The organism is Scandinavium sp. (assembly GCF_036271055.1).
Taxonomy (GTDB): domain Bacteria; phylum Pseudomonadota; class Gammaproteobacteria; order Enterobacterales; family Enterobacteriaceae; genus Scandinavium.
This window is the reverse complement of sequence record NZ_DATBBJ010000016.1, coordinates 1-21,300: the sequence shown is the minus strand read 5'-3', so window position 1 is coordinate 21,300 and position 21,300 is coordinate 1. Positions and strand designations below refer to the sequence as shown.

28 protein-coding genes are annotated in these 21,300 nt (G+C 56.5%); 10 read left to right on the top strand and 18 right to left on the bottom strand.

What is annotated here, in order from left to right:
• Positions 1-130: 130 nt before the first annotated feature.
• From VH187_RS01545 to VH187_RS01510, 8 genes are all read left to right on the top strand, one after another.
• Positions 131-439: a hypothetical protein gene (locus tag VH187_RS01545; RefSeq protein ID WP_329699737.1), complete on the top strand. Its 309-nt coding sequence runs from the start codon at positions 131-133 to the stop codon at positions 437-439.
• Positions 440-714: 275 nt separating this feature from the next.
• Complete coding sequence (locus VH187_RS01540) at positions 715-1,455, top strand: hypothetical protein (protein ID WP_329699736.1); 741 nt, start codon at positions 715-717, stop codon at positions 1,453-1,455.
• Between the two features lie 82 nt (positions 1,456-1,537).
• A complete protein-coding gene (locus tag VH187_RS01535; protein ID WP_329699735.1) occupies positions 1,538-1,996 on the top strand; it encodes a PEGA domain-containing protein in 459 nt (152 codons plus the stop codon).
• Positions 1,997-2,081: 85 nt separating this feature from the next.
• Positions 2,082-2,429, top strand: a complete 348-nt coding sequence (locus VH187_RS01530) for a hypothetical protein (protein WP_329699734.1) — start codon at positions 2,082-2,084, stop codon at positions 2,427-2,429.
• Between the two features lie 2 nt (positions 2,430-2,431).
• Complete coding sequence (locus tag VH187_RS01525) at positions 2,432-2,758, top strand: hypothetical protein (protein ID WP_329699733.1); 327 nt, start codon at positions 2,432-2,434, stop codon at positions 2,756-2,758.
• Positions 2,759-2,918: 160 nt separating this feature from the next.
• Positions 2,919-3,134 carry a hypothetical protein gene (locus VH187_RS01520; protein ID WP_329699732.1) on the top strand — a complete coding sequence of 72 codons (216 nt, stop codon included), beginning with the start codon at positions 2,919-2,921 and terminating at the stop codon, positions 3,132-3,134.
• 207 nt (positions 3,135-3,341) lie between these two features.
• On the top strand, positions 3,342-3,623 hold the full coding sequence (locus tag VH187_RS01515; protein WP_329699731.1) for a hypothetical protein: 282 nt from the start codon (positions 3,342-3,344) through the stop codon (positions 3,621-3,623).
• Positions 3,620-4,048, top strand: a complete 429-nt coding sequence (locus tag VH187_RS01510; RefSeq protein ID WP_329699730.1) for a hypothetical protein — start codon at positions 3,620-3,622, stop codon at positions 4,046-4,048. Before VH187_RS01515 ends, VH187_RS01510 begins: the two co-directional genes overlap by 4 nt.
• On the opposite strand, the gene VH187_RS01505 is transcribed toward VH187_RS01510, so the two are convergent.
• The 6 genes from VH187_RS01505 to VH187_RS01480 form a co-directional block, all read right to left on the bottom strand.
• Entirely contained in the window at positions 4,049-4,693 is a 645-nt protein-coding gene (locus tag VH187_RS01505) for an HK97 family phage prohead protease (protein WP_329699729.1), read from the bottom strand.
• A 101-nt stretch (positions 4,694-4,794) separates the two neighbouring features.
• Positions 4,795-6,462 (bottom strand): phage portal protein, encoded by a 1,668-nt coding sequence (locus VH187_RS01500; RefSeq protein WP_329699728.1) that lies wholly within the window; start codon positions 6,460-6,462, stop codon positions 4,795-4,797.
• Between the two features lie 22 nt (positions 6,463-6,484).
• Complete coding sequence (locus VH187_RS01495) at positions 6,485-6,658, bottom strand: hypothetical protein (protein ID WP_329699727.1); 174 nt, start codon at positions 6,656-6,658, stop codon at positions 6,485-6,487.
• On the bottom strand, positions 6,655-8,406 hold the full coding sequence (locus VH187_RS01490) for a terminase large subunit (protein WP_329699726.1): 1,752 nt from the start codon (positions 8,404-8,406) through the stop codon (positions 6,655-6,657). Before VH187_RS01490 ends, VH187_RS01495 begins: the two co-directional genes overlap by 4 nt.
• Positions 8,406-9,290: a GREB1-related protein gene (locus VH187_RS01485; RefSeq protein ID WP_329699725.1), complete on the bottom strand. Its 885-nt coding sequence runs from the start codon at positions 9,288-9,290 to the stop codon at positions 8,406-8,408. Before VH187_RS01485 ends, VH187_RS01490 begins: the two co-directional genes overlap by 1 nt.
• A gap of 28 nt (positions 9,291-9,318) precedes the next feature.
• A complete protein-coding gene (locus tag VH187_RS01480) occupies positions 9,319-10,836 on the bottom strand; it encodes a right-handed parallel beta-helix repeat-containing protein (protein WP_329699724.1) in 1,518 nt (505 codons plus the stop codon).
• A 31-nt stretch (positions 10,837-10,867) separates the two neighbouring features.
• Here VH187_RS01480 and VH187_RS01475 point away from each other — a divergent pair, with 31 nt between their 5' ends.
• Positions 10,868-10,996: a hypothetical protein gene (locus VH187_RS01475; RefSeq protein WP_329699723.1), complete on the top strand. Its 129-nt coding sequence runs from the start codon at positions 10,868-10,870 to the stop codon at positions 10,994-10,996.
• Positions 10,997-11,295: 299 nt separating this feature from the next.
• Here the strand turns inward: VH187_RS01475 and VH187_RS01470 are convergent, their stop codons facing one another.
• The 11 genes from VH187_RS01470 to VH187_RS01420 all read right to left on the bottom strand — a co-directional run bounded on the left by VH187_RS01470 (position 11,296) and on the right by VH187_RS01420 (position 18,972).
• Positions 11,296-12,522: a ParB N-terminal domain-containing protein gene (locus VH187_RS01470; RefSeq protein ID WP_329699722.1), complete on the bottom strand. Its 1,227-nt coding sequence runs from the start codon at positions 12,520-12,522 to the stop codon at positions 11,296-11,298.
• Positions 12,522-13,034, bottom strand: coding sequence for a phage terminase small subunit P27 family (locus tag VH187_RS01465; protein ID WP_329699721.1), 513 nt, complete (start codon positions 13,032-13,034; stop codon positions 12,522-12,524). Before VH187_RS01465 ends, VH187_RS01470 begins: the two co-directional genes overlap by 1 nt.
• Before the next feature lie 153 nt (positions 13,035-13,187).
• Positions 13,188-13,544 (bottom strand): hypothetical protein, encoded by a 357-nt coding sequence (locus VH187_RS01460; RefSeq protein WP_329699720.1) that lies wholly within the window; start codon positions 13,542-13,544, stop codon positions 13,188-13,190.
• Positions 13,545-13,736: 192 nt separating this feature from the next.
• Complete coding sequence (locus tag VH187_RS01455; protein ID WP_329699719.1) at positions 13,737-14,081, bottom strand: hypothetical protein; 345 nt, start codon at positions 14,079-14,081, stop codon at positions 13,737-13,739.
• Between the two features lie 188 nt (positions 14,082-14,269).
• The gene (locus VH187_RS01450) at positions 14,270-14,938 is read right to left on the bottom strand and encodes a hypothetical protein (protein WP_329699718.1); all 669 of its coding nucleotides are present in this window, start codon (positions 14,936-14,938) and stop codon (positions 14,270-14,272) included.
• 696 nt (positions 14,939-15,634) lie between these two features.
• Positions 15,635-16,126, bottom strand: coding sequence for a hypothetical protein (locus VH187_RS01445; protein ID WP_329699717.1), 492 nt, complete (start codon positions 16,124-16,126; stop codon positions 15,635-15,637).
• 108 nt (positions 16,127-16,234) lie between these two features.
• Complete coding sequence (locus tag VH187_RS01440) at positions 16,235-16,423, bottom strand: hypothetical protein (protein ID WP_329699716.1); 189 nt, start codon at positions 16,421-16,423, stop codon at positions 16,235-16,237.
• Between the two features lie 3 nt (positions 16,424-16,426).
• Positions 16,427-17,560, bottom strand: a complete 1,134-nt coding sequence (locus tag VH187_RS01435) for a hypothetical protein (protein ID WP_329699715.1) — start codon at positions 17,558-17,560, stop codon at positions 16,427-16,429.
• Between the two features lie 16 nt (positions 17,561-17,576).
• Positions 17,577-17,924 carry a hypothetical protein gene (locus tag VH187_RS01430; protein WP_329699714.1) on the bottom strand — a complete coding sequence of 116 codons (348 nt, stop codon included), beginning with the start codon at positions 17,922-17,924 and terminating at the stop codon, positions 17,577-17,579.
• Entirely contained in the window at positions 17,915-18,745 is an 831-nt protein-coding gene (locus tag VH187_RS01425) for a helix-turn-helix domain-containing protein (RefSeq protein ID WP_329699713.1), read from the bottom strand. Before VH187_RS01425 ends, VH187_RS01430 begins: the two co-directional genes overlap by 10 nt.
• Before the next feature lie 8 nt (positions 18,746-18,753).
• Positions 18,754-18,972 carry a hypothetical protein gene (locus tag VH187_RS01420; RefSeq protein ID WP_329699712.1) on the bottom strand — a complete coding sequence of 73 codons (219 nt, stop codon included), beginning with the start codon at positions 18,970-18,972 and terminating at the stop codon, positions 18,754-18,756.
• A gap of 103 nt (positions 18,973-19,075) precedes the next feature.
• Between VH187_RS01420 and VH187_RS01415 the strand changes: the two genes are divergently transcribed.
• Positions 19,076-19,288 (top strand): hypothetical protein, encoded by a 213-nt coding sequence (locus VH187_RS01415; RefSeq protein ID WP_329699711.1) that lies wholly within the window; start codon positions 19,076-19,078, stop codon positions 19,286-19,288.
• A gap of 569 nt (positions 19,289-19,857) precedes the next feature.
• Here VH187_RS01415 and VH187_RS01410 read toward each other — a convergent pair.
• Complete coding sequence (locus VH187_RS01410; RefSeq protein WP_329699710.1) at positions 19,858-21,039, bottom strand: tyrosine-type recombinase/integrase; 1,182 nt, start codon at positions 21,037-21,039, stop codon at positions 19,858-19,860.
• Positions 21,040-21,300: the final 261 nt, after the last annotated feature.

Here is a 21,300-nt window from a genome sequence, read left to right as displayed (position 1 = left end):
GTCTGGAATCTCATATCTGGGCCAGGCAATTAGACTTATCGAGCTGTCGGGAGTAAGACCTGCTTTGCATAATCCAAAGCGCTTTGGTTATAATGCGCTGGTCAGCTATCTAGACTGACCAAGGAGAAAAGTGAAAGTGCGAGCTAAACGAGTGACAAAATTTGGCTTCGAGTGTCCAGTCTGTAACGCGATTCATGCGCATGATGAAAAGCTGGAAACGTCAGATGCGTGGCGAGTCAATGAAGTAAGCGATGGAGCTGACGACTTGCATTATACTCTCGAAGAGCCACAGACAGCACAAGTCTATCTGTACGACAAAGACAACGACAATGATTGCATTGGCGAAGACGAGCCAACTTATCAGGAAGTCTGGCGCTGCGGCGAGTGCGAGACTGACTATCTCGACAAAGACGAAGCCAAAGCGTGCTGTCGCAGCTGACAAACTGTAAATCGTCTCTCAAAAACACGCTCTCTGGTCACAGCAGAGAGCGTTTTTTTTGGCTCGCAGAGCCAATCTGAGCGCGTTTCAGCAGTAAAGACGCATGACCATGCGTCTTTTCAGCCAGAATCGATCCTAGAGCGTCTGCCGAGCACTGGCGCATATAGCGCGTCTCAACCGCAAATAAGTTACAAACGCACCACTTTCCGTGTTGCATATCCAAAGCGCTTTGGTTATATTGATGACAGTCAGCAATTACCTGACAGGAGATTTGGATGGCGAAATTTAAGAAAAGTTACAACAAGCTGATGCGTTGCCGATGCTGTCAGAAGCTCACGCACAGCGAGCTTTGCGAAGCGAAAGACTTCGATGGCGGCACTTGTGAAGTCTGCTTCGAGTCGGCAGGAGTCGAGAATGAGCATCTCGACGGCGGACACGACGAGAAGCGCGCCGACTGTCCAGTCTGTCTCGGAGTCAACTGTCTGCACTTACTCAAACAGAAAGCAAACCACTGGGAAAACGGAAAGATGAAAAGCAAGAAAAGCAAGAAAAGCAGCAAGTCGACCAAGCGTGAAACCATGCTTGCACAGCTCACGAAGCGCGCTGAGCGCTCTGGCATCGTCGAGCCAGTCGTCAAAGATTTCGTCGCTGGCGAGTTGAACAAAACGATCAGTGCAGCAGCCAAGCGTGGCAAGAAACTGGTCAAGCAGCTCGACGACGCGCACCAGCAGCGCGACCAGAAGCCGGTCAAGTCGACCAAGCGCAGCAGCAAGAAACAGACTGCGCCAGTCGTCGAGCGCACTGGCAAAGATCGCTTGCTGTTCGCTCGCACTGGCAAGTCTGGCGTCGTGTACGCTGGCAGTCGTGAGAACGATCCGGATGCGTACAACGCTGCTGGCGAGATGCTGTGTGCAACTTGTAGCAATGTCGTGACTGCTGCGTCTGCGATCCGGAAACACGAGCGTCAGTGCTCGAAGTGCTACACCGCGCTGCGCAAAGCACGACGCGCAGCGTAGCGCACGCGAAAGCTCTAGCAGCTCGAACCTGCTGGAGCTTTCAACTTTTCAACAACCAAACCACAAAGCGAGGAAAACAAAAATGAACCATCACATTATCCGACGACTATTATCGACGCTGCTCACAGTCGCATTTCTTAGCGCGACGAGCTGCGCGACGTTGATCCACGGTACACATGAGACAGTTCCGATTACAACTGACCCGCCTGGAGCAAGCGTAGCGGTTGGCGGCGAGACGTACATCACGCCGACTGAAGTCAGCTTGTCTCGCGACCGCGAATATCAAGTAGTTGCGACCAAGCCCGGCTATCACCAGCAGACTGCGCAGCTCCATTCGTCGCTCTCAGCTGTGTCTTTTCTCAACTGTTTCGCTTGGCTCTGGTGGGCAGTCGATCTGGTCGACGGCGCAGCGTACAAGCTGGAACCCGAAGCAGTCTCACTCCAACTGACGCCTGAGACACCTGCTGAGAAACTCGCTGAGCGTGCAACGCCTGCAACTCGCACTGCATCAGCTTATGACGCGCCGGAGAAGGATTTCTAGCAAGTTAAGAGCACGTAAAAGCTCCAGCAGCGCAAATCTGCTGGAGCTTTTCGCGTATCAACAATCCGAACAGGAGAACACGAGTATGACACACATGAGAACACGAGACGAGAACAAGCTAACTCGCCGGAAAGAACTAACTTACGCTGAGCTGGTCATAGGCAACTGGCTGCCAGAAAGCAGCGGCAGTACTGGCTGGCTCGGCAGTGGCGCCTGCGACGGTCGCTTTCGAAAACTTCGAAAACTCCGGTCGGTCGGAATTTTCGTCGGCGCGTTTGTCGTCTTGGGCTATGTCTTCAGGTTCTTGCTGTCGCTGGATTCCGGTCCAAACGACTCGTTGTATGCGCTGGCGATAGCGTTCTGCTTCGAATCAGCCAGGCGCTTTACGCGCTATTTCAACCAGCAACTAGCATTCAAACAGGAGTCGAACTAACCATGAAAACTACCACGATTACCGAAATCATTCACGAGCACCAACTGGCGACCAGTGCGCCAATGCGCAGTCAGATTGACGCTGCGCTGGAAATCATCAGATCCGAGTTTCCTATTGAATACATGCTGGTCAGCAAAGTCGAGTACGACGCCAGAACCGACCGTTACGTTGGCTGGTTCTACTCGAACGAGAATCGCTCAGACAAGCTGAAGCTGACGCCAGCAGTCGCGCAGTTTTTAGCTGCGAATAAGATGGCTCTTCATCAGCCATACTTGAAGATGGCCGATGGCGCAGTGACAGACGTCTTACTGCTTAGTATGCGGTTCTAGAAACGAGCTGGCGACTGCGTGACGCGAAATGGCTCTTCACAAAAATGGAGAGCCATTTTTTTGTGCTGCGGTCAGGCGCCTCGCTTTGTTAGCTTGAGAAAGCAAACGCTTTGGTTATAATCGAGCTGCGAGAAAACTTAAACGTTCGACAGGAGATGACATGACCACAGCGCAATATCTGGCGAGACTGCCAAGCGTGAGACGCAGCGATATCGCAGCGCTTGGCGGTCAGTGGCTCGATGCTTACGCTTGCTTCGAGTTTCCAGACCACTCGTGCGGCTGTTTTACAGACATCGTGCGCAGCGCGTCGCTGCGCGACAGCACTGGTCAGCCAGTGCTGCACTTCGTCGAGCTGCTGCTGGATTTACCACAATGAAAGAACGCACAGAGCAGAGCATGAGCAGACACGACAACGACGCTGGCACGCACGACACGCGACTTGGTCGCGCCAGCCGCTACGTTCGATTATTGCACGCCAGAAGCCGGTTCGAGCGCACCCACCACGGCCATAACGTGATACAAGAAAGTCGCACGACGCTACACTGCGTCAACTGCCAAGCATGGCTCGCGGAGGAATCTTTCGATGACGCTTAATGAGAAACAAGTATTGCGCCAGCTCGTCGCGCAGCTGGCTGCACTGAAGACTGAGCCACAACACAGTCAGCTGCTCAACGAAGCGCGCAAGCTGCTGCGCAGTAAAGCCATACCAAACGCGGCTGAGATGGGGCGTCGCGGCGGCTCTGTCAGAAGCTCGACGAAAACTGCGACAGTGCGTGCGAACGGGCAAAAGGGTGGGCGGCCGCGCCAGCGCGCTACAGCAGCAGCTCCGACTGTTGACCAAGCTAACGAGGACAGGACCAAATGAACAAAGTACCGAGACTAACAGACTTCATGATGACAGCAGGATATCTCGCGCGCTCTGACGGCCCCGGCTGGGTTTGGCGACGCGACGACCCCGCGAGTAACAGCCGGTGCGAAATTGAATGTGATGACGTCGACGCTCGCGAATATCTGCGCAATCCCGCACCGCATGAGTTTGCTGCGCTTGGCACATGGGACAAGCGCGACTTGCAGATTTGGCATCCATCGCGCATCTGCCGTAACGCGACAGTCATTTTGAAAGCAGCTCTCACGCTCGCTCAAGCGCTGGAAGCAGCAGAGCAGTTGCCGCTGCCACCCCCACCACCCGAGCGTGGCTTTTGGTATTATGACAACGGGCAGCTGGAGCACGACGATTCTGAATATGTATTCGACGCCGCAGTACTGAAACGATTCAGCAAAAACTGGTAGCTATTCGACTTCGGCCAAGAGCAGCTGACGTACTCGCGCGCTGGCTGCTCTTTGCCAGCCCCTCACTGCCAGTCGCTCGCGGCCATACTCGATAATCGAACGCACTTCGACTTCAGTCTGCTCGTAAGCTGGGTAAGTCACAGCTGAGACGTCGCCATTGTTGATATCGAGCCGCAGCAGCGTGCGCACCAGCATCCCGCTCTCGTCAGTTGACCAGTCGTCTTGCAGCGTGCGAAACGCAAACGAGCACTGCGAGATATCGCCACGCTCGATAGCGGTCGCCAGCGTGCGAGCTTCGTCAGTGTGCGGCAAGTCGACTTCAAACAGCAGCCCATTGTCGTCGCGCGAAACTTGCAGCGTGCCAGCTCTGGTGCGGCCAAAAATGCGCGACGGGTCGTGGTTCAGCGTAAAGCGAATGTCTGGTTGTTTAGCCAGCGACTCGTCGAACGCTTGCGGGTCGATCTGCTCGTAAAATTGTTCGAAGCCAAGCGGCAACGAGCGCGTCAGAAAGCGCGCAGCGTAACCGCCGAGACGTGGCGCTGCGACCAGCTTAGCAGTCGACGAGTCGTTGGCAGCGCTGCTGCTGTCGCGCGCCTCGAGCAGACGAATAGACGAGCCAATAATACGGTGCTCCAGCTGATTCATAGCAAAACGCGCCTCCTGCGCTCGGTCGTTTCCAGCCATACGATCATATAGATCAGTCGCTTCTAATCGCTCCTCGAGCAGCCTCCGGCCAACTGAAGCACTCAATTACGCTGCGCTGCGCCATTCACATGCAATCCAGCGCCAGTGTCCAGACTTTTCCAGCGCGCCATCTCGCTGGCGACCAGCTGCGCTGCACGCTGCGTCTGCCAGCGTTGCAGCAAGCTCTCGATATCGTTTCCGGCGTCGAGATAGTCGCGCAGCTCGCGACGCGACTGCGCGATATGCTCGACTGACGCTTCGGCAAAGCGCTTGTAAAAGCGATCCAGCTCGCGTTGCAGCTCGTCGACTTTCTTGCAGCGCGCAGTTATGTCACGCACGCTGCGCAGCTCTTTGGCGATCACGCGATTGACGCGCTCCTCAACCAACTCGCGATAAGCTTGATACAACGAGCGACTGGCAGCAGCTTCTTGCTCTGTCTGCTCTTCTGCTGGCGTGTCTGGCTGCGGCTGCGCTGGAGCTTTCGCGCCTGGCTTGACTGCGGGCGGCGGCGCTCCGACTGGCTGCACATTAAGCGGCTCGACAAACGTGTCCAGCTCCGGCTCTGGATTGAAACCCTCGCGCTCTCGCACTTCATTGCGGTTGAGCCAGCCAGAGAGAATCGCAGCGTTATAAGCTTGATAGCGCTGGAGCACGTCAGCAACCATCAGTTTCTCAGCGCGAAATTGAAAGAAATAATTGCTGCGCATCTTGGCTGACATCAAGTCGCGCGCCAGCGCCTGCTCCCAGCGTTCAAACCACGGCGCGAGGCAATACGTGACGAATTCCAAGCTGAGCTGCTCGATATTCGAGAACGTCGCGCGATCCAAGTCGCCAATCATGTGCGGCGGGACGCCAAAGATCCGCGCAATATCCGTGACCTGGTATTTTCGCAGACTCAAAAATTCAGCGTCGTGATTCGTTATCCCGACTGTTTTGACCTCGAGCCCTTGTTCAAGCACGCGCGGCCGCCAAGCGTTGGGCAAGCCAGCGCCGCCCTCGATCCAACTCTGCTGCAGCCGTTTGCGCGCTTCGTCGTCGAGCACTTGTGGCGTGGTCAGTACCAGCGGCGGGGTCGCATCGTTGCTGAAGAAGCGCGCTTGAAACTCTTCGCCAGACTGCGCCAGCCCCACGCTCTCGCGCATCAGCGCGATTGGCGACAGACCATTGACGCCATCACGACTGAACGCTTTCAAATGGAAAATCTCGTCAGCTGCATACTGCTTATATGCGCCAGTTTGCGGCCGGAACTCATACCAGATTTCGTTGTTGTACCAATACGGGCGCACGCGCTCTGGATTCAGCGGCGTCAGCTGGATAATCACGCCATCGCCGCGTCGCTCGATCAGTGCGTAAGCGTTGCCGTTCAGCAAGCAGTTGGCAGTCATCATCTCGCGAAACTCGAAGCTCGTTTGCCACGCATTCGGCGAGTCGTGCAGCAAGCCATAGAGCGGCTGCGCATACGCGCGTTCTTTGCCGAGACGCTTGTCGAGCTGACGATACAGCGCCAGCTCAGTCATCGCGACGCCACTGGCGATTACTGCGACAGCGCGATAGACGGCAGCGATACGCAGTGCTGAGTCTGGCGTGACCCATGTACCCGACGCTGTCTGCGTGCCACGGCTCAGCAGCTCGACGAGATACGGGTCCCCGCTTTGTGGCGACATACGCTTTTCGACTGGCGCAGCGCTTTGAACTGCTGCGGGTCGACGCATCATGCTGACGATGCCCATCCCCCTCCCTCTCGCTTTTCGGTTAGCCGGTCAAATCAGTCATCACTGACAAGCCAAGAATCACTGCACCAGGCGTCAGAAAGCCAGCCGGATGCCACGCCAGCCATGAGCCATAAGTCAGCAGGCCAAGTGCAGCGATATCTAGCAGCAGCAGAATCACGTCACCTTTAAACGTCCGCGATCCTCGCACTGTCATAAGCGAAATATGCCTCGCTGTAAATAGATCGACGGCTGCTGCGGTTGATTGCGCACAGCGCGAGCGAACGCGATCAGCGCTGCGACGATGCCGTCGATGCGCTCAGTCGAGCGTTCTTTGTCAGGCATATAGTTGTCGTTGTGATCGCGTTTGACTGAGACGTTGGCCGCATTCCAGCGCAAGACTGGATTCGCGCCGTGATTGAGTTTCTTGGCGCGCAGCGCAGCTTCAAATTCTTTGGCTGGCTCGCTCATGGTCGCAGTACCTTGGCGCGTTTCGATCATCTTCAGCCCAGCTGCCGTCAAGTGATTGGCTGACGCAGTGGCATTCCACGGATCAAACCCAATATCTTGCAGGCCACGAAACATGCGGCTGTCTTCGATGATTTGCTTTTCAATCGTGTCGTAGTCGACAACGTTGCCGGGCGTAGCGATTATCGCACCGCTACGAATCCAGACTGAGTAGGGCACGCGATCACGCTGCTCGCGTGGCCGGACGTTTTCTTCTGGTACGAAATAGCGCACCAGCAGTACCCAGTTTGAATCAGTCGTACTCGGTGGAAAGACCAGCGCCCACGCAGTCAAATCGATTTTCGTCGACAAATCCAGCCCGCCATAGCAGACGCGCGTGCGCAGCGCTTCGAGCTGTGGCAATGTCTTTGGACAAGCGTCCCAATCGCTCATCGAGAGCCAGCGCACTGCTTGTTCTGTCCATTGGCAGAAGTTGAGGCGGCGGACGATGTTTTCTTTGCTTGCCATCTCGACGGCTTCAGCGACTTGCTCACGCAGATAATCGCGCGGCAGTATCGTGTCTAAGCCCGGATTGGCTTTGAGCCAAGTGCGCTCGTCGCGCCAGTCGTCGCATTGGCCGCACTCGTCGTTGGGCGACGTGCGCCCCGCAGCTGCGCAGCGCTCGCATGGATCGAGCGTCGAGATATAAGCAAACCAGGCATCGTTCTGGATGATGTCGGCAAGAATCTGTTTCGAGAGCAGATGATGCTGGTAACAGACAGTATTGCGGTCATATCCGCTATTGGTTATCTCGATTACCATCGCTTGACGTCGCGCTTTCGTGCCAGCTCTCATTTTATCCACGACAATCGCGCTGGGGTGCTCGTGCAGCTCGTCGATAATCGCCATGTGTACTCGTTTGCCGTCCAGTCCGCGCTTCTCAGAGCTGATCGGACGAAAGAGCGAGCGCGTCACTGGCACAGCCATCGAGCCCACTGAGAACGCGATCCGGCCCGCGATTTCTGGCGACGCTTCAGCCATGTTCACTGCGTCGCGAAACGCGATGCCCGCTTGATCGCGCGTCACTGCGGCAGCGAAGATTTGCGCGCCTGGTTCTTTGTCTGCAATCAGACCGTACAGCCCCAAGCCAGCTGCCAGTGGCGTCTTGCCGTTGCCCTTGCCCACTTCGATATACGCAGTGCGAAAGCGGCGCGTGCCGTCGCGGCGTCGCCAGCCAAACAGCGAGCCAATGATGAAGCGCTGGAACGGCGCCAGCTCGAAGCGCTTGCCAGCGAATTTCCCCTCTGAATGGCGCAGAAACGCAAAGAATTTGAACACTCGCACTGCTGCGGCTGGGTCATAAAACAGACCGCGCGCTGCGCCAGTGTTTAGATCGCGCAGATGGCGCGCGCAGGCTGCGCGGACCAGCTGACCGGCAAGAATTTCACCGTGGCAGACGCGCTCAGCGTAATCTGTCGCAGCGTCGAGCTTTTCGCTGCTGGCAAGCGCAGCACCCATCAAGATTTGCCGGTTTCAGCCAGTAATTTTTTTAGTTCTGCGTGCTTCACTGGCTTGAGCGGGCGCAGCTCCAGACCGTATTCGTTTGGCTCAGTCGGAATCGTGATATCACTGCGTCGCTTCAGTGGCGTGTCGAAACAGCTCCAGTTGACGAAGTGCTGCGGGCGCCCGAAGCGTCGATAAGTACGCACGATGCCAGGCCAGCTGCGTTCGAGCGAGCGCGACATTTCCAGTCGGCCATCACCCTGATAAAGCACGTCAGTATTACCGCCTTTTACCGTCATCGTGCGCATTTTGTCAACGCAAAACACGTTGATCAGCAGCGTGCACCAGCCGCTTGCCAGCACTTGCAAACAAATATCAGTGTCTTCGTTGTAACGATTGCGCCAGCGCTGCGGCATACTGTTGAGCGCGAGCGTGCACGAATACACTTGGCAGTTGACCTGATACGGTTTGACGCTGTTCATGTCAGGCAGGTTGAATTCGTAATTCAACCCGCTAATCGCAACGTTCTCATAGCGGTCAGTGAAGTCTTCAGCGACAGCCAGCGCGTTGGCTGCGTTGCAGCGAATGCGCGTGCGCTTGTAACGTCGCTTGAAACTGGCAATGTTGTCGTCGAGCTGCCAGTGACGCAGTGCGCCACTGGCTTTGGCGTGCTCCAGAATCCAGTTACGCGCTGGAATGACTGAGCCAAGATCGCGAAACGGCAGCTCTATGACATGCTCAGCGCCAAAGCGCTCGACGTACTGGTCGCGCTCTTGTGGCTCGACCACCAGCTTGAACGGGACGTCATCGTTGAGCAGATAGCGCGCAGTCAGCCCAGAATCGTACCGGCCCTTGGACGGGATATAAATCGGATAACGCGGCAGAATACGTTCGGCCATAGCTAAGAGCTTTTATCGGAGCGAGCGTTCAGTTGGTACACGTACAGCCGTTGGTGCAGATATTGTTGGAGAGCACCGCGCCATAATTATGCGTCGTACAATCCGGGCCGCCGAAGAATTGCATCCCCGCTCCCTGAAGGTCGTTGCCCGAAACGGTTAAGCCATTGTACTGACCGGGAGCTGGCGTACCACCGGAGGCGAAGCGGCCGGGGTCCAGAAAGACACTGCCGTGGCAAAATCCATTTACCGCCTTCTGGCTCCTCGAATATCCGGTACCTTGACCATTGGCGTTGACCAGCCGGAACACATTGTTCAGTATCTGCTGATTGGCGTTGCCGCCAGCGGGCATGGGTCCGCCATCCTCCGACCCATAGTTGGAATCCTCAAAGCGGTTGCGCTGCACCGAGGTCGCCCCGTTGGTCTGATTTAACTGCACGCCATAGTATCCATTGTTCTGAAATAAATTGTCATCGATTACTACGTTCGACGCGCCGCTCGTACCGACTGCATACGTGCCGAAAAAGTTACGGAATATATTATGCGTAATCGTCGTGGTGGCGCTGCCTTTGCCAGTATAGATGCTTATCCCTAAATTATATTCACGGGCCGGGTCGTACCACGGCGCGCCAGGCTGCTCGATACCGCTTAGAGTGCAGCCATCGATCTTGAACCCGGTGGCCGTAACTTTGAAGATCTGATCCGTGGCGGTCGAAAAATGCGGCTCGATAAGAGTGGCTCCGTCCGCGCACTGGATCGTCGCGTTCGAGGGTGGCGTCACTGGCGAGAAAACCAGGCCCGTGTAGTTAGCCGGGAACACCAGACTTTGGCCGTTGGTCTTGGCCTGAGCCAGCGCCGCTGCAATCGCGGCTGAATCGTCTGAGCCCACGAACCAGCCCGCGCCGTCGCTCTGGTTGAAGCCAATGCCGGACGATCCGCACAGCGCGCTCTTGCTCACCGTGATCTGCGACGATGAATTATACTGCGCCACCACGCCCTCGCACGCGACGCCATTATAACAACCGTAGCCAGCCCAGGTCCCGCCGCACGCTGCGGCGGTCGCCGTTCCGTTCCATTGAATGATGGAAATTCGCTTGCCCACCATCGCAGGCGTGAACTTCCCGGCGTTGCTGGTCAGCATCCACGAATTGCTGCTGACCGTGCCATCGTCGCCCGAAACCACATCGCCTTTGGCGCAGCCCGCGCCCTGGCCAGCGTTGCAGCCCTGATAGGTTCCAGTGAGAATATTGAGACCGACCGGCGAGGGAGGCGTTGCCGTCGCACTCGGGACTGGCGTAGCTGTGCCGGTCGGGACTGGCGTGGGAGTTGAACTGCCGCTGCTATTACACTTGATGATTACCCCAGCGCCACGAGCGAGCGGCGTCCAGCGGTTGTTTTCCGCCGGATTACCGCAGCGCACTTTGGTCGTCCCATTGACTGGCAGATTAACTTCGCTGTCTGCAAGATCACAGCCTACCTTAACGCTCTGCCCCGGATTAAGATTCTCGCTACTGCCGTTGCCACCGACCTGCTCGACGCACTGAACCATAGTACTCTCCGGCGCGGTGAGGTTTTCGACCGTGCCGACCGGAGTCGGCGTAGCAGTTGGCGTAGCAGTCGGCGACGGTGGTTGCGGCGTCGCTGTGGCAGTAGCAGTCGGCGTCGCTGTCGCACTGGCAGTGATGGTTGGCGCTGGCGTCGACGTCTGAGTTGGCGACGCGGGGCCGAGCTCAACTGTGCAGCCGTTGCAATTCTTGACGTGAATCCAATAGTCGGCTGCAAATGCAGTCGTCGCCAGACACATAACTGCACTGAGTATGATCACGAGTCGTCGGTGGTGCATGGTTTCCCCTCCCTAGTAAGTAAAGCAGAACACGTCGCCATAGCTCATGTCAGTTCATCAATTCCGCGCGCTCAGCCGCGAGCAGCGCCTCGAGCATTTCGTCGAAACTCGCCTCGAACTCAGAGTGCCATCGTCGAGCGCGACCAGCTCCAGCGCAGCCATCGTTTACCCTTCTTGCCCTGGCTCACGAAACATGAACAGGCCGCACTGATTGCACGTCACGCCACCGGCCGCATTCGCAGTAAAAGTCGCATGGGAGCAAGCTTTCTGCGCGTCTGCCAGTGCTTGATCGCGCTTGACTGCTTGGTCTTCAAAGCGCACGGCGCGAATATCGCGTTTCTCGCCACTCGGCCACCAGAAGCGATTCTTTACTGTCTCGTCAGTCTCGCCAAGCGGCAGGCCCAAGAGCTTGCCACAGCGCTCGCGGTCTTCACGATTGCGAAAGTGCAGCGTGATCACGCGCAGCTCTTGTTGCTCGTAACTCGGCATCCCGACCCATTCTTTGGCGTCGTCGCGTCCGTGGATTTCATCGCGCGTGCGGGTCGCAAACGTCAAATTCGCCAGCATCATCTCGTCGAAACCAGTGCCCAGTAGTCCCTCGAGCGCGACGTCTTTGACTTCACGCAGCAGATTGGTCAGCGCGCGGTCGTCGACAATCGCCAGATTGCGCGTAGTATTGTCGCCAGTCAGCACTTTCAGCGCGCGGGGTTCGAGCGAGTCGAGGTCGAGCCGGATCACTGGCACTGTGAGCCAGCCAAGTTTGCGCACCGCCTCGACGACGCCGTGACCAGCCAGCACAGTATTGTCTCGTGCACAGACGATATTGCGGTAATATCCGTGCTCTTTGATGCTTTGTATCAGGTGTTCGAGCTGGTCAGCGGGGTGTTTGAGAAAGTTGCGCGGATGCGGCTTCAGTTTCGCCAGCTCGACAGTCTCGACGCGCAGATATTTGCGCTCTGGCAGCGGCATTGAATCGTTGAGCAGCGGCTGCGGCCAAGCTTGCAGCTTGTCCAGCTCTTGTGGATTGAAGCCAACTAAGTCGAGGTCGAGCGACGTCTGCGACAGCTCAGCAATTAGATCCGAGAGACTGGCGAAATCCCACTCGCCAGCGTGAGTATTCATCGCGAGATTCAGCGCTTTCTCAGCTTTGTCGTCGAGGTCAACAACTGAACATGGCACAGTCGCGTCGCCACGCGCGAGCAAGATTTTGAAGCGCTGATGGCCGCTGACCAGATTGCCACTGCGACGATTGAACACCAGCGGCTCGACTAAGCCGAAAGTGTCCAGCCCTTTCAGCAAGCGCTGATAAGCTGCGTCGCTCTCGCGCAGCTCTTTGCGTGGATTGTATTGTGCAGCGTGAATCTCGCTGACTGCGATTTGCTGAATATCCATCAATTCATCAAGTCAGGGTCGAAGTCATCTGGCAGTGGTTCAGCAGCGTCTTGCTCGAACAGCTCTGCGAACAAGTCGAGTTGCTTCGGACTGGCGACTTTGACTTTGGCTGCTGACGCTGGCGTCATGCCGAATTCCAGCTCGCACTGGTGCATCAGCTTGGCAGCCATCGACTTGACGTTGAACGCGGGATTCATGTACGCCCCGCCGCCATTTTTTGTCACGAGCACCAGCCCCGTCTTGCTGCACAGCTCGCGCGCAGTCTCGTAATCGTCATGCGCGATGCACCAGCGACGCAGACACGGCAAACTGAGCGTCGTCAACAGTCCCGCGTGAATCAATTCGCGTCCCATGTGTCGCCATGCTTGTGCAGCGCGTTGATTCAGCTCAACTGGCGCAGCTGGCAAGCGCGTGACGAGTCGCGCATCCGGCTCGCGTGAGTTTAACGGCCGTCTGCCTGGATTGCCCTGCGCGAGTTTGACAGCAGTCGGCTTCGGTCTTGGTCCTGGCATCGCTTGTAAGTCACAATTCGGTCCCTTTTCACTTTATAGCAGGTTGAACGGTGAAAGACCCCCACCCCTATCTAACTTGCGACTGCGCGTCCGTGACCACGAAGCGGTCACGGAGCTTGAGCATACGAGGGATTGCATCCGCTCTCCCCCCTCTTACGGTGACACTCTATTTGCCAGCGCTGCGGCAATACGACGATACTCGACGGACGCCGCTTCACCACGCGAGCACGGCAGTCGTACTGCTAACGGGCAGCACGCAGCGTAATACAGATTGCCAATGTTCACTCCACGCCTCGCTGGTCCGCGCTGTCGAAACGGATGGATGACTGCGCCACAAGCCACGCATGGCATCTCAAACGCCAGTGCTTGACGCTTCACAGCAGACGGGATGTCTGATTTTATTTCAATCCGATAGCGTGGATTCTGACTACCGCCACCTTCTCGAACATAGCGTTGAATGATGATGTAGGGATGGATCACACTAAAGAATTGATAGTCAACCAGACTCATCGTAAACGAGGGTGGACGCCGAGCCACACTCCGATAGCCACACACGCCAATAGCCCCACTACGATCAGAATATCCTCTCGCCACGACCGTCGTCTCACTAGCGTTCACCTCTTAGCTTTGGAATAACTCAAGCTGCTGCAGCGCTGCTGCAATACGACGATACTCGACGGACGCCGCTTCGCTACGCGCAGTCTATATAGGCGACGGGTCGCCAATGGGCGCAATGACTCCTGCTACAGCTTCACCAGCGATCACCTGAACGTCGAGCAGCGTCGTGATGTTCTTCGTGCCTGCGCCCAAGTCGGCATCGGCTGTCGCAGTTATCTGAGCCTGCCCTATCGGGCCAACTGCCTGCACCACACAAACACCACCGTTGGGGTAACCAGCGGGTGGCCCGGCGACGACGCTCACCGTTAGTATGGTTTCATCAGATGAATTCCATACTACTGCATCATCGACCGTCGCTGGATTGCCAGCGGCATCCGTATATTGCACGCCTACTTCAATCTGCATTGCACTGGGAAGTGTGTAAGCCATTTTATCTCCTTGCGCTCTAACGCTGAACCCGTTGAGCCGTGTTGTAACTATTGAGATGATTGCGGGTGGCTGTTCCAGCGAGAGGCTGATCGAGCCGTTGATCGCTATCGTTCCGCTAATGTCTATCTGGCCGTTAATTTGATTGGCCGCCCTTGCTCTCACCATTGTGTTCGTCAGGCATGATCTATTTATTGCATGTGCGCTTGGTTCTCTATTGCACTACTTAACGTGTCGACACTTTCAATACGAAGACTGACTATGCGAAAACGGCCATATTGACCACCAGACTTGATTGGTCGCCAGCGCCCAATACCAAAGCGACCAGCTTGCTCCAGTGCTTCTTCGAAGATGGCAACGCCGCGCTTGGATTGGTTCAGCACTATCTCGTCGAAGACCATAAACTCGACAGTGCCTTTCCACGCTGGAAACTTCGGGAATTTCTTTGGCACGCCGCGCCCACCCGGACGACCGCGCGGATCAACTGAAATCCACTCACCCTCAATTTCTTTACCTTGCATCCCGATAAGCACGTTTGAATCAACCATGACGCCAGTGCGAAACGCATCGAGATAAGTTTTTTTGCCGCGCCCCGGAATGGTTTCGCCAGTGCTCTTGACCGACTCCAACAACACGCGATGAAAGATCATGCCAGGTATGATCACGTTGCCAACTCGCGCGAGCGTCTTGTCTGGCAGCTCGACGATGCCTGAGTCATCAGTGTGACAGCGCAGCCGCCAGCATCGATTCTCGTACTGACTCATTGACTCGTTGCTTTCGCGTGGAAAATTCAAGTCAACCTGCTGCGACTGCGAATAAGTGACGATGCTTTCCAGCTCTGCAAAAACTTTGGTCGCCATTGTTGTTGTCCCTCCGGTTGGTTAGATGCTGAGACGATGCGTTGTGTTGCTTAGCGTCGCGAGGCCATGAGCAGAGCCGCGAAGCGGCGACGTGCGCTGCCGGGCGTCGCGCTGCCATGCGAGGCGTGGCGAGGCCGTGCGCGGAGTAGCCGCGCGGCCAAGCGAAACTTTTCTTTCGAGACGTTGCGTTGAGTTGTGATGCTTCGCGCCGCGAAACTATGCTGTGCGAGGAGTAGCGATGAGAAGCGTCGCTGAGCGAAAACTTTCTTTCGAGACGTTGAGTTGAGTTGAGTAGCCGTGCTTTGCTGAGCACCGCCAGGCAGCGCGCTGCCGAGCAGAGCGTCACGGTGCGCGGCGAAGCTTTTCTTTTCGTTGAGACGTTGCGTTGAGTTGCTTCGCGGGGCTTCGAGCAGACTCACCTTGCGAGGCGGGGCGCGGTGTAGCGCCGCGGGGCGTTGCGCCGCGAAACTTTTCTTGCGAGACGTTGCGTTGCGTTGATGCGCAGGGCGCTGCGCTGCGACAATGCGCGCTGCCGGGAGCTGCGCCGCGTGGCTCAGCGCCGCTTTGCGTCGCGATGACGCGCGGGGAAACGTTGCGTTGAGTTGCGGCAAGTAGACCAGCGAAGCAGTGCGTCGCTTTGCGCTGCTTAGCGCCGACGAGCGTAGAGTGGCGAAGCGATGCATCGCGCCTAGTTTCTTAACCCGCTTTGCGCTGGAATAGCTGCAAAACTTTTAGCGGGTTCAGTTTGAAATCATTGACGATAGGCGGCGTAAAACTGCGCTTGCGATAAAGCGATTCGAGCGCGTTCATCATTTCGTGCTTGACCACGCTTTTCGTTTTGAGCGCAGCCTTTTCAGCAGTGGCGTTAATGATCGCTTCCCAATCGCGCTGCAAGCGACGACGCTGGCGCGTCAGCGACTCTTCACGACGCGACGTGCAGTCGACTGCGCCGTCACCGTCGACGCGCAGCACGCCCTGTTTGTGCTCGATTCTGGTATAGACGTGACGTTGCCAGAGCTGGCGACGCGCAGTGCGCAAGTACGGACGCATCTGCTCGACGTCTTGAAAGCCAGTCAAGTCGAGCAGCTGGCGATAAGTGATCAGCTCAGTGATGCTGGCGCGCTCTAAACGCTCGATAATCTCTTGTGTCTCGGTACTTAACTCGAATGACGGTCGTTTGGCGATCACTCATTGATCCTCCAGTGGAATTGTTGGTTTTAAGTTTGGTTATCAGCTCGTCCCACTCGCGATGAAAGTCTTCGCCCCATTCCAACACAGTGCGCCGCTCTGTCGTCATCAGCCGTCGGGTACTGCGACAGCGATATACCAGACGTCGAGTGACTGCGCGTCGCGCGTCAAGCGCTGCGCTTCAATCTGCGCCTCTGACTCGCTGGCAAACTCACGCACGACGCCATCAAGTGTGAACCAGCTGGTTGTCGACGGGGCATCGGGCGGGACTTGATGCACTCGAATTCTGTATTTCATGGCTCACGACTTCCAGCGCCGTTGCTGCTGCTGGTGCGGCTCGAAGCGCTTGCGCTTGTGCGCACTGACTTTTGTCACACTCGCAGCACTGTTCTGTACGTTGACTGTGAGATTGGCGTCCGGCCAGCCAATCGGTAAATCATTACCAGCAGGAATCGGCATGCCACAGGTATAAGCGCGAGCCGTCAGAATGTGTGAGCCATTTGGGACGCGCGAAGTAGTGTTCCAGGTCCACGGACCCTGACCGGGAACGCATGTGACAAAGCCCATGTCACTGTCGAGACACGCATAAAAGCATTGCCCTGGCGTGTTGGGCCAGACAATCTTGACAGTGACGTTACCTGAGACAGTCTGATTTTGCGCTGGCGCTGTAAAGCGAAACGGCGGCTGCCACGGCTTGCTCTGCATGTAGCCATGCACGCGATCAATGTAGGGCAGCGCGCTGCTGTCGTACCAGTTGCCTGAATACCACGAGCCCATGCAACCATCTGACATTTGCTGCGCAGTGCCATTCGGGTAAGTCGGATAGCCGGGCTCTGGTTTTGAGTCAGCGTAATACTTGATATGGCCTTCCATGCACGCGCGCCAGTACGCGCCGCGAAAGTCGAAAGCGAAAGGCGTGCTTTCGTATGCCATCGGGCAGGCATTGTAATTCGTGCATTTTATTTGAATCGCAGAATAACTAGTGTAGCAATAGCCACTTGGCTGCCACGCATCGAAGCCATTGCCACCAGTGCATTGTGAGTGCTCAAATTCGTCGTCACCTTTTACTGCTTGATTCCATCCACTTTCAGCCCACCCTTGAGCGCGTAGCTGAGTGACATCCATGCCCCATTTGCACGCTGCCCATTGGATAATCTCGTCGGTCGTGCCTTTGAAATTGCCATCGACCCGAAAGAAATCTGAAGCAGGTGGCCCATTGAATTGCAGTGGCTTGCTATAAAATGGGGCCAGCTCTGTCGCTGTGGGCACAGTGAGATTGTAGAGTCTGTTCTGCGGGCGAATCTCTGGTCGCGCACTGACTTTGGCTGCGCAACTTTCGCCACTTGGTAACGTTGCATGAGGCGGCAGTAGTTCCTGCGCGTTGGCAGCAACACTGACCAGCAGAAAACTGAGAATCATAGCGACAGTTGTCATAAGAGCCTCCCCTGCTCTAATCGACTGAGCGAATCCCGCGTTTGAGTCGGGCCAAAATCTCCTGAAAGCGCTCGAGGTTTCGCTCGCGCTCTGCTGCGCTTTGCTGGTACTCGACCTTTGGCCGACGCTCGCGCTCGACGCTCAGTCGTTGCTCGCGAATGGCTGACGCTTCGCGATATAGCTCTGCGCATGAGGGTCGAGCCATGCCAGCTTGGATGCGCTCACGAATGGCTTGCAGAGTTTCTTCAGCGTCGAGCTGCGCCAGCTCTTCATGCCAAGCTTTGAAGATCAGCGGGTCAATGTACTGGTCTTGCCAGAGCGCTTTGATGCGCATCAAAATTTGCGTAGTAGCTTTTATATCCATCCGGAATCTCCGGCTGCTTGCTTGGCCGCGCGCTCTTTAGTTTCCAATTCGCTCAAGAGTTTCATGCCGTCGCGTATGCCAGGCGCGAAAGTGTATTGCTCCGGAATTTTATAGTTGGCAAACAGATTGTCACTCGACGTTGCTGGCACTTGGCGTCGATTGGCTGGATTGCCAAAGCGCTCGAAGTTGCCAATGCGCATCCGCCACGCTGCTTCCCAGTTGCAATAACGCGATTGGTGCGCTTGGCAGTAGTCGCGCCACGCTGCGAATTCGCGTTCAGCGTCGACGCCGTGGCGCTCTGCGTATTCAACCATGCTGGCTGTCAGCTGTAGATCCGCCGGCCAAGTCTGCGCTTTGGCTGCTGGCTGGCGTCTGACACTTGGCTGAAGCCGTTCGTGCACCAGTGATGGATCAGATTCTTTGACGGTTTTCTTTCTGATGGATCGATCTATAGAAGCAGCGTCACGAGTGGCACATGGCTGCGTGTCGCGAGTGGCACATGGCGGCGGAACGGGCAGTGACACATTGTCACATGGCGCAGACAGAGTATCGCTGTTGTACAACACGCGATAACTGTTACGCAGAAAGCGCCCACATAGCTCGCGATTGCGCTGACGCTTGATCATGCCTCTGGCTTCGAGTCGCTGGAGGACGCGAATCACTGTGCGCCGTGACATCTCGTACTGCTTGGCCAACGTGCTTTGTGACGGCCAGCAGTCGCCGTCTGGATTGGCGCAGTTGCACAGCGCCAACAAAATCGATTTGGCGTGAGTGGTGCCAGCTGTCTGCTCTAGTCCCCAGTTATATGCTGCAAAGCTCATGATGGCGCTCAGTGCATCAACTGCTCGCGTTCAACTGCGTCGAGCTGCGCCAGCATCTCGTCGAAGCTCGCTTCAAACTCAGAGCGCGAGATGCCCCAGGCTTCGCCAATATGGGCGAAGCGATCAGCAATTTCGCTCTTGCTGTGGCCGCACATGCTGAGACTCGCGCCAAAGAATGCGCCTTGCAGAAAGCGCAGTCGCTCCTGTCGCGTCACGCAGTCAATCATCTGGTCTGTTACCTCCCCAACCAGTTGCTATGCTTAATGTCACATGGTCTTCGAGACGTTGCGTTGCATTGCCGAGCGGGGCACAGACGTGAGCCGCAGAGCGATGACTAGCGCAGAGCCGCGCAGCGGTGAACAGCGCAGCGATGAGCTGACATGGTTCAAAGCCATTCGTCCGGATCGTCATCGTCGTGCTCTTGGTCGCCGCGTGGCAGCGATAGATCGATTCCCCCACGGACGGGTCGCAGCAGTGCGCTTGACTGCTGGGAGTTACGAGCAGCAATCTTCGCTGCCGCTGCGACCCTCCTCCCCTGACTAAGCGACACGCGGCGGCGCGTCGCCGAATCGTCGTGTTTACGTTCAGCCAACATCTGCTCGTATAGCTCCATCAAGAAACCCATTTGACGGAGGACATTCCCCACCAGAAAAGAAACACGGCTTGCTGCCGGGGGATGACAGCAAGCCGCTCGGCGCGTCTCAGCCAGACCGAACTATGACTGACGTCGAAGCGTAGATCGCAACTCCACGCTGACGCTTGACCTGGGAAATCAAGCGCGACTGCACGTCTGAGCCAAGCTCGCGCAACGCTGACCAAAAGCGCTGGTGCAGCTCGAAGTATGCTAACCGTGGTAGCATACTGGTAGCACCAACGTAGCTAACTATAGCAGTTTTGAGTGCCGACGCTGTTTTGTTCGGGCGCGAATTAACTAATGAATACGCACGTTTACGTTGTTTCGTGTTGATTCGCGCCTGAACAGGAAGTGGCTCTTGAGAACTTAAAATTCTCTGAAGCGCAAGCTTCGTGCGGGTTCGACTCCCGCTCCCGGCAGCCAAAAAACGTAATGAAATCAAGCACAATTTCATCTTGTCACGCCATGATCAGTGCGCTCAGCGACGCTCCAAATCATGCTTTGGTAGCATACTGGTAGCACCAAGCTGTCCTTGGGAGCAAGCGAAATCCTCTAGATGCTGATTTTGGCGCAGCAGCGCTGCTGCGTCGCGCTTGTGCACTTCGTCGAGCTGGTCAGCGAAATCGTCAATATCGTCGCGATTCGGCTGCTGGTACTTCTGGTGCTGAGTCACTGACTTATGGCCGATCAGCTGCATCGCGACTTTCTCATTCGTATGGCGCACGCGCGTGGAATTGCTCGACGCGCTGCGTCGAAAGTCGTGAATGTAAGAACCAGCCAGCCCGACTGACGCCACGACTTTGCGCCAGAGTGGATATGGAAACCAGCGTATGCGCGTGCCGTCGTCCCGACAGAATATCCACGCAATCTTGATCTCGCGCTCGTGCTCGATGCGCGTGACGAAAGCGCGTTGCTCGCGCAGCGTCTCTGTCAGCCAGCTGTCGGGGCGCAGCGGCCAGAAGCGTGGATCATTGGTCTTGCAGCTCGCTGCGTCGAGCCACAGTCGAGCGTTGTAAACGTCAATATCCGGCCACTGACGCGACAGCAGCTCTTCGAGACGCCAGCCAGTGATGTAATAGCAGACAACCAGTCGACGCAGATACTCTGGCAGCGCCACTAGCACGCGCTCTAAGTCAGCGCGACTGTAGCTTTGCTGACGCGCATTGTTCAGCTGGATTCGCTCGAAGTGCGGCAGCGGCACGCCAGAGAGCACCATCGCAAAGCGCAGCGCAGCCAGCTCCAGCTTGACTGTCGCCAGCGAATACTTGCGCTTGGTCTTAGGCGAGACTTGGCTGAGTCGCAGCGTGCGATAACTCCTGAGCCTGGCACCAAACTGCGACGCGCGCAGTCCGCGAAAGAACGGTTCCAAATGGTTGTAACGTATGTCGAGCATGCGAATGCTGCGCCGGTCGTTGTTGCGATAGAAGTCGCGCAGCCGGTCATACATCTCTTCAAACTTCGGATCATAGCCCGCTGACCCTTGCGCCATGCGCGCTTGATGCTCGCCGATCAGCTTTTCCAGAATCTTTTCTGCAGCTGGCTTGTTGAGTTTGCCAGTCGCTCGCGTGACGCGCTTACGCTTCAGCTGGTACGTCGCATAGTACTGCCCCTGTTTCTTCTTCTGATAGACACAGCCAATCGAGCCATGCGTGCGTCCCATCAGCGTCGCTCCTTTTGTGGCCGTCCACCCCTCTTGCCATTCTCACGCACTGCGCGCAGCTTGGCTGCTGAGCGCGACTTACCACCGACACGGCCGCCAATGCGACCAGCCAGAGCTTTAGTTTTATCTTTCTGCTTCATTGCTCGTACACCTCGACGAGCATTATAAACCAAAAGCAGACTAAGCGACAGACAGGCGGTCTTACTTGGTCTGAGCTAGATATTCGCGCAGCTTGAAGACTGGAAAGACCCAGCGCTGCCC

Coding starts and splice junctions, on each gene's coding strand:
- VH187_RS01540 (WP_329699736.1), top strand. CDS start 715: ATGGCGAAATTTAAGAAAAGTTACAACAAGCTGATGCGTTGCCGATGC.
- VH187_RS01535 (WP_329699735.1), top strand. CDS start 1,538: ATGAACCATCACATTATCCGACGACTATTATCGACGCTGCTCACAGTC.
- VH187_RS01530 (WP_329699734.1), top strand. CDS start 2,082: ATGACACACATGAGAACACGAGACGAGAACAAGCTAACTCGCCGGAAA.
- VH187_RS01525 (WP_329699733.1), top strand. CDS start 2,432: ATGAAAACTACCACGATTACCGAAATCATTCACGAGCACCAACTGGCG.
- VH187_RS01520 (WP_329699732.1), top strand. CDS start 2,919: ATGACCACAGCGCAATATCTGGCGAGACTGCCAAGCGTGAGACGCAGC.
- VH187_RS01515 (WP_329699731.1), top strand. CDS start 3,342: ATGACGCTTAATGAGAAACAAGTATTGCGCCAGCTCGTCGCGCAGCTG.
- VH187_RS01510 (WP_329699730.1), top strand. CDS start 3,620: ATGAACAAAGTACCGAGACTAACAGACTTCATGATGACAGCAGGATAT.
- VH187_RS01505 (WP_329699729.1), bottom strand. CDS start 4,693: ATGAATCAGCTGGAGCACCGTATTATTGGCTCGTCTATTCGTCTGCTC.
- VH187_RS01500 (WP_329699728.1), bottom strand. CDS start 6,462: ATGGGCATCGTCAGCATGATGCGTCGACCCGCAGCAGTTCAAAGCGCT.
- VH187_RS01495 (WP_329699727.1), bottom strand. CDS start 6,658: ATGACAGTGCGAGGATCGCGGACGTTTAAAGGTGACGTGATTCTGCTG.
- VH187_RS01490 (WP_329699726.1), bottom strand. CDS start 8,406: ATGGGTGCTGCGCTTGCCAGCAGCGAAAAGCTCGACGCTGCGACAGAT.
- VH187_RS01485 (WP_329699725.1), bottom strand. CDS start 9,290: ATGGCCGAACGTATTCTGCCGCGTTATCCGATTTATATCCCGTCCAAG.
- VH187_RS01480 (WP_329699724.1), bottom strand. CDS start 10,836: ATGGTTCAGTGCGTCGAGCAGGTCGGTGGCAACGGCAGTAGCGAGAAT.
- VH187_RS01470 (WP_329699722.1), bottom strand. CDS start 12,522: ATGGATATTCAGCAAATCGCAGTCAGCGAGATTCACGCTGCACAATAC.
- VH187_RS01465 (WP_329699721.1), bottom strand. CDS start 13,034: ATGCCAGGACCAAGACCGAAGCCGACTGCTGTCAAACTCGCGCAGGGC.
- VH187_RS01460 (WP_329699720.1), bottom strand. CDS start 13,544: ATGAGTCTGGTTGACTATCAATTCTTTAGTGTGATCCATCCCTACATC.
- VH187_RS01455 (WP_329699719.1), bottom strand. CDS start 14,081: ATGGCTTACACACTTCCCAGTGCAATGCAGATTGAAGTAGGCGTGCAA.
- VH187_RS01450 (WP_329699718.1), bottom strand. CDS start 14,938: ATGGCGACCAAAGTTTTTGCAGAGCTGGAAAGCATCGTCACTTATTCG.
- VH187_RS01440 (WP_329699716.1), bottom strand. CDS start 16,423: ATGAAATACAGAATTCGAGTGCATCAAGTCCCGCCCGATGCCCCGTCG.
- VH187_RS01435 (WP_329699715.1), bottom strand. CDS start 17,560: ATGACAACTGTCGCTATGATTCTCAGTTTTCTGCTGGTCAGTGTTGCT.
- VH187_RS01430 (WP_329699714.1), bottom strand. CDS start 17,924: ATGGATATAAAAGCTACTACGCAAATTTTGATGCGCATCAAAGCGCTC.
- VH187_RS01425 (WP_329699713.1), bottom strand. CDS start 18,745: ATGAGCTTTGCAGCATATAACTGGGGACTAGAGCAGACAGCTGGCACC.
- VH187_RS01420 (WP_329699712.1), bottom strand. CDS start 18,972: ATGATTGACTGCGTGACGCGACAGGAGCGACTGCGCTTTCTGCAAGGC.
- VH187_RS01415 (WP_329699711.1), top strand. CDS start 19,076: ATGACTAGCGCAGAGCCGCGCAGCGGTGAACAGCGCAGCGATGAGCTG.
- VH187_RS01410 (WP_329699710.1), bottom strand. CDS start 21,039: ATGGGACGCACGCATGGCTCGATTGGCTGTGTCTATCAGAAGAAGAAA.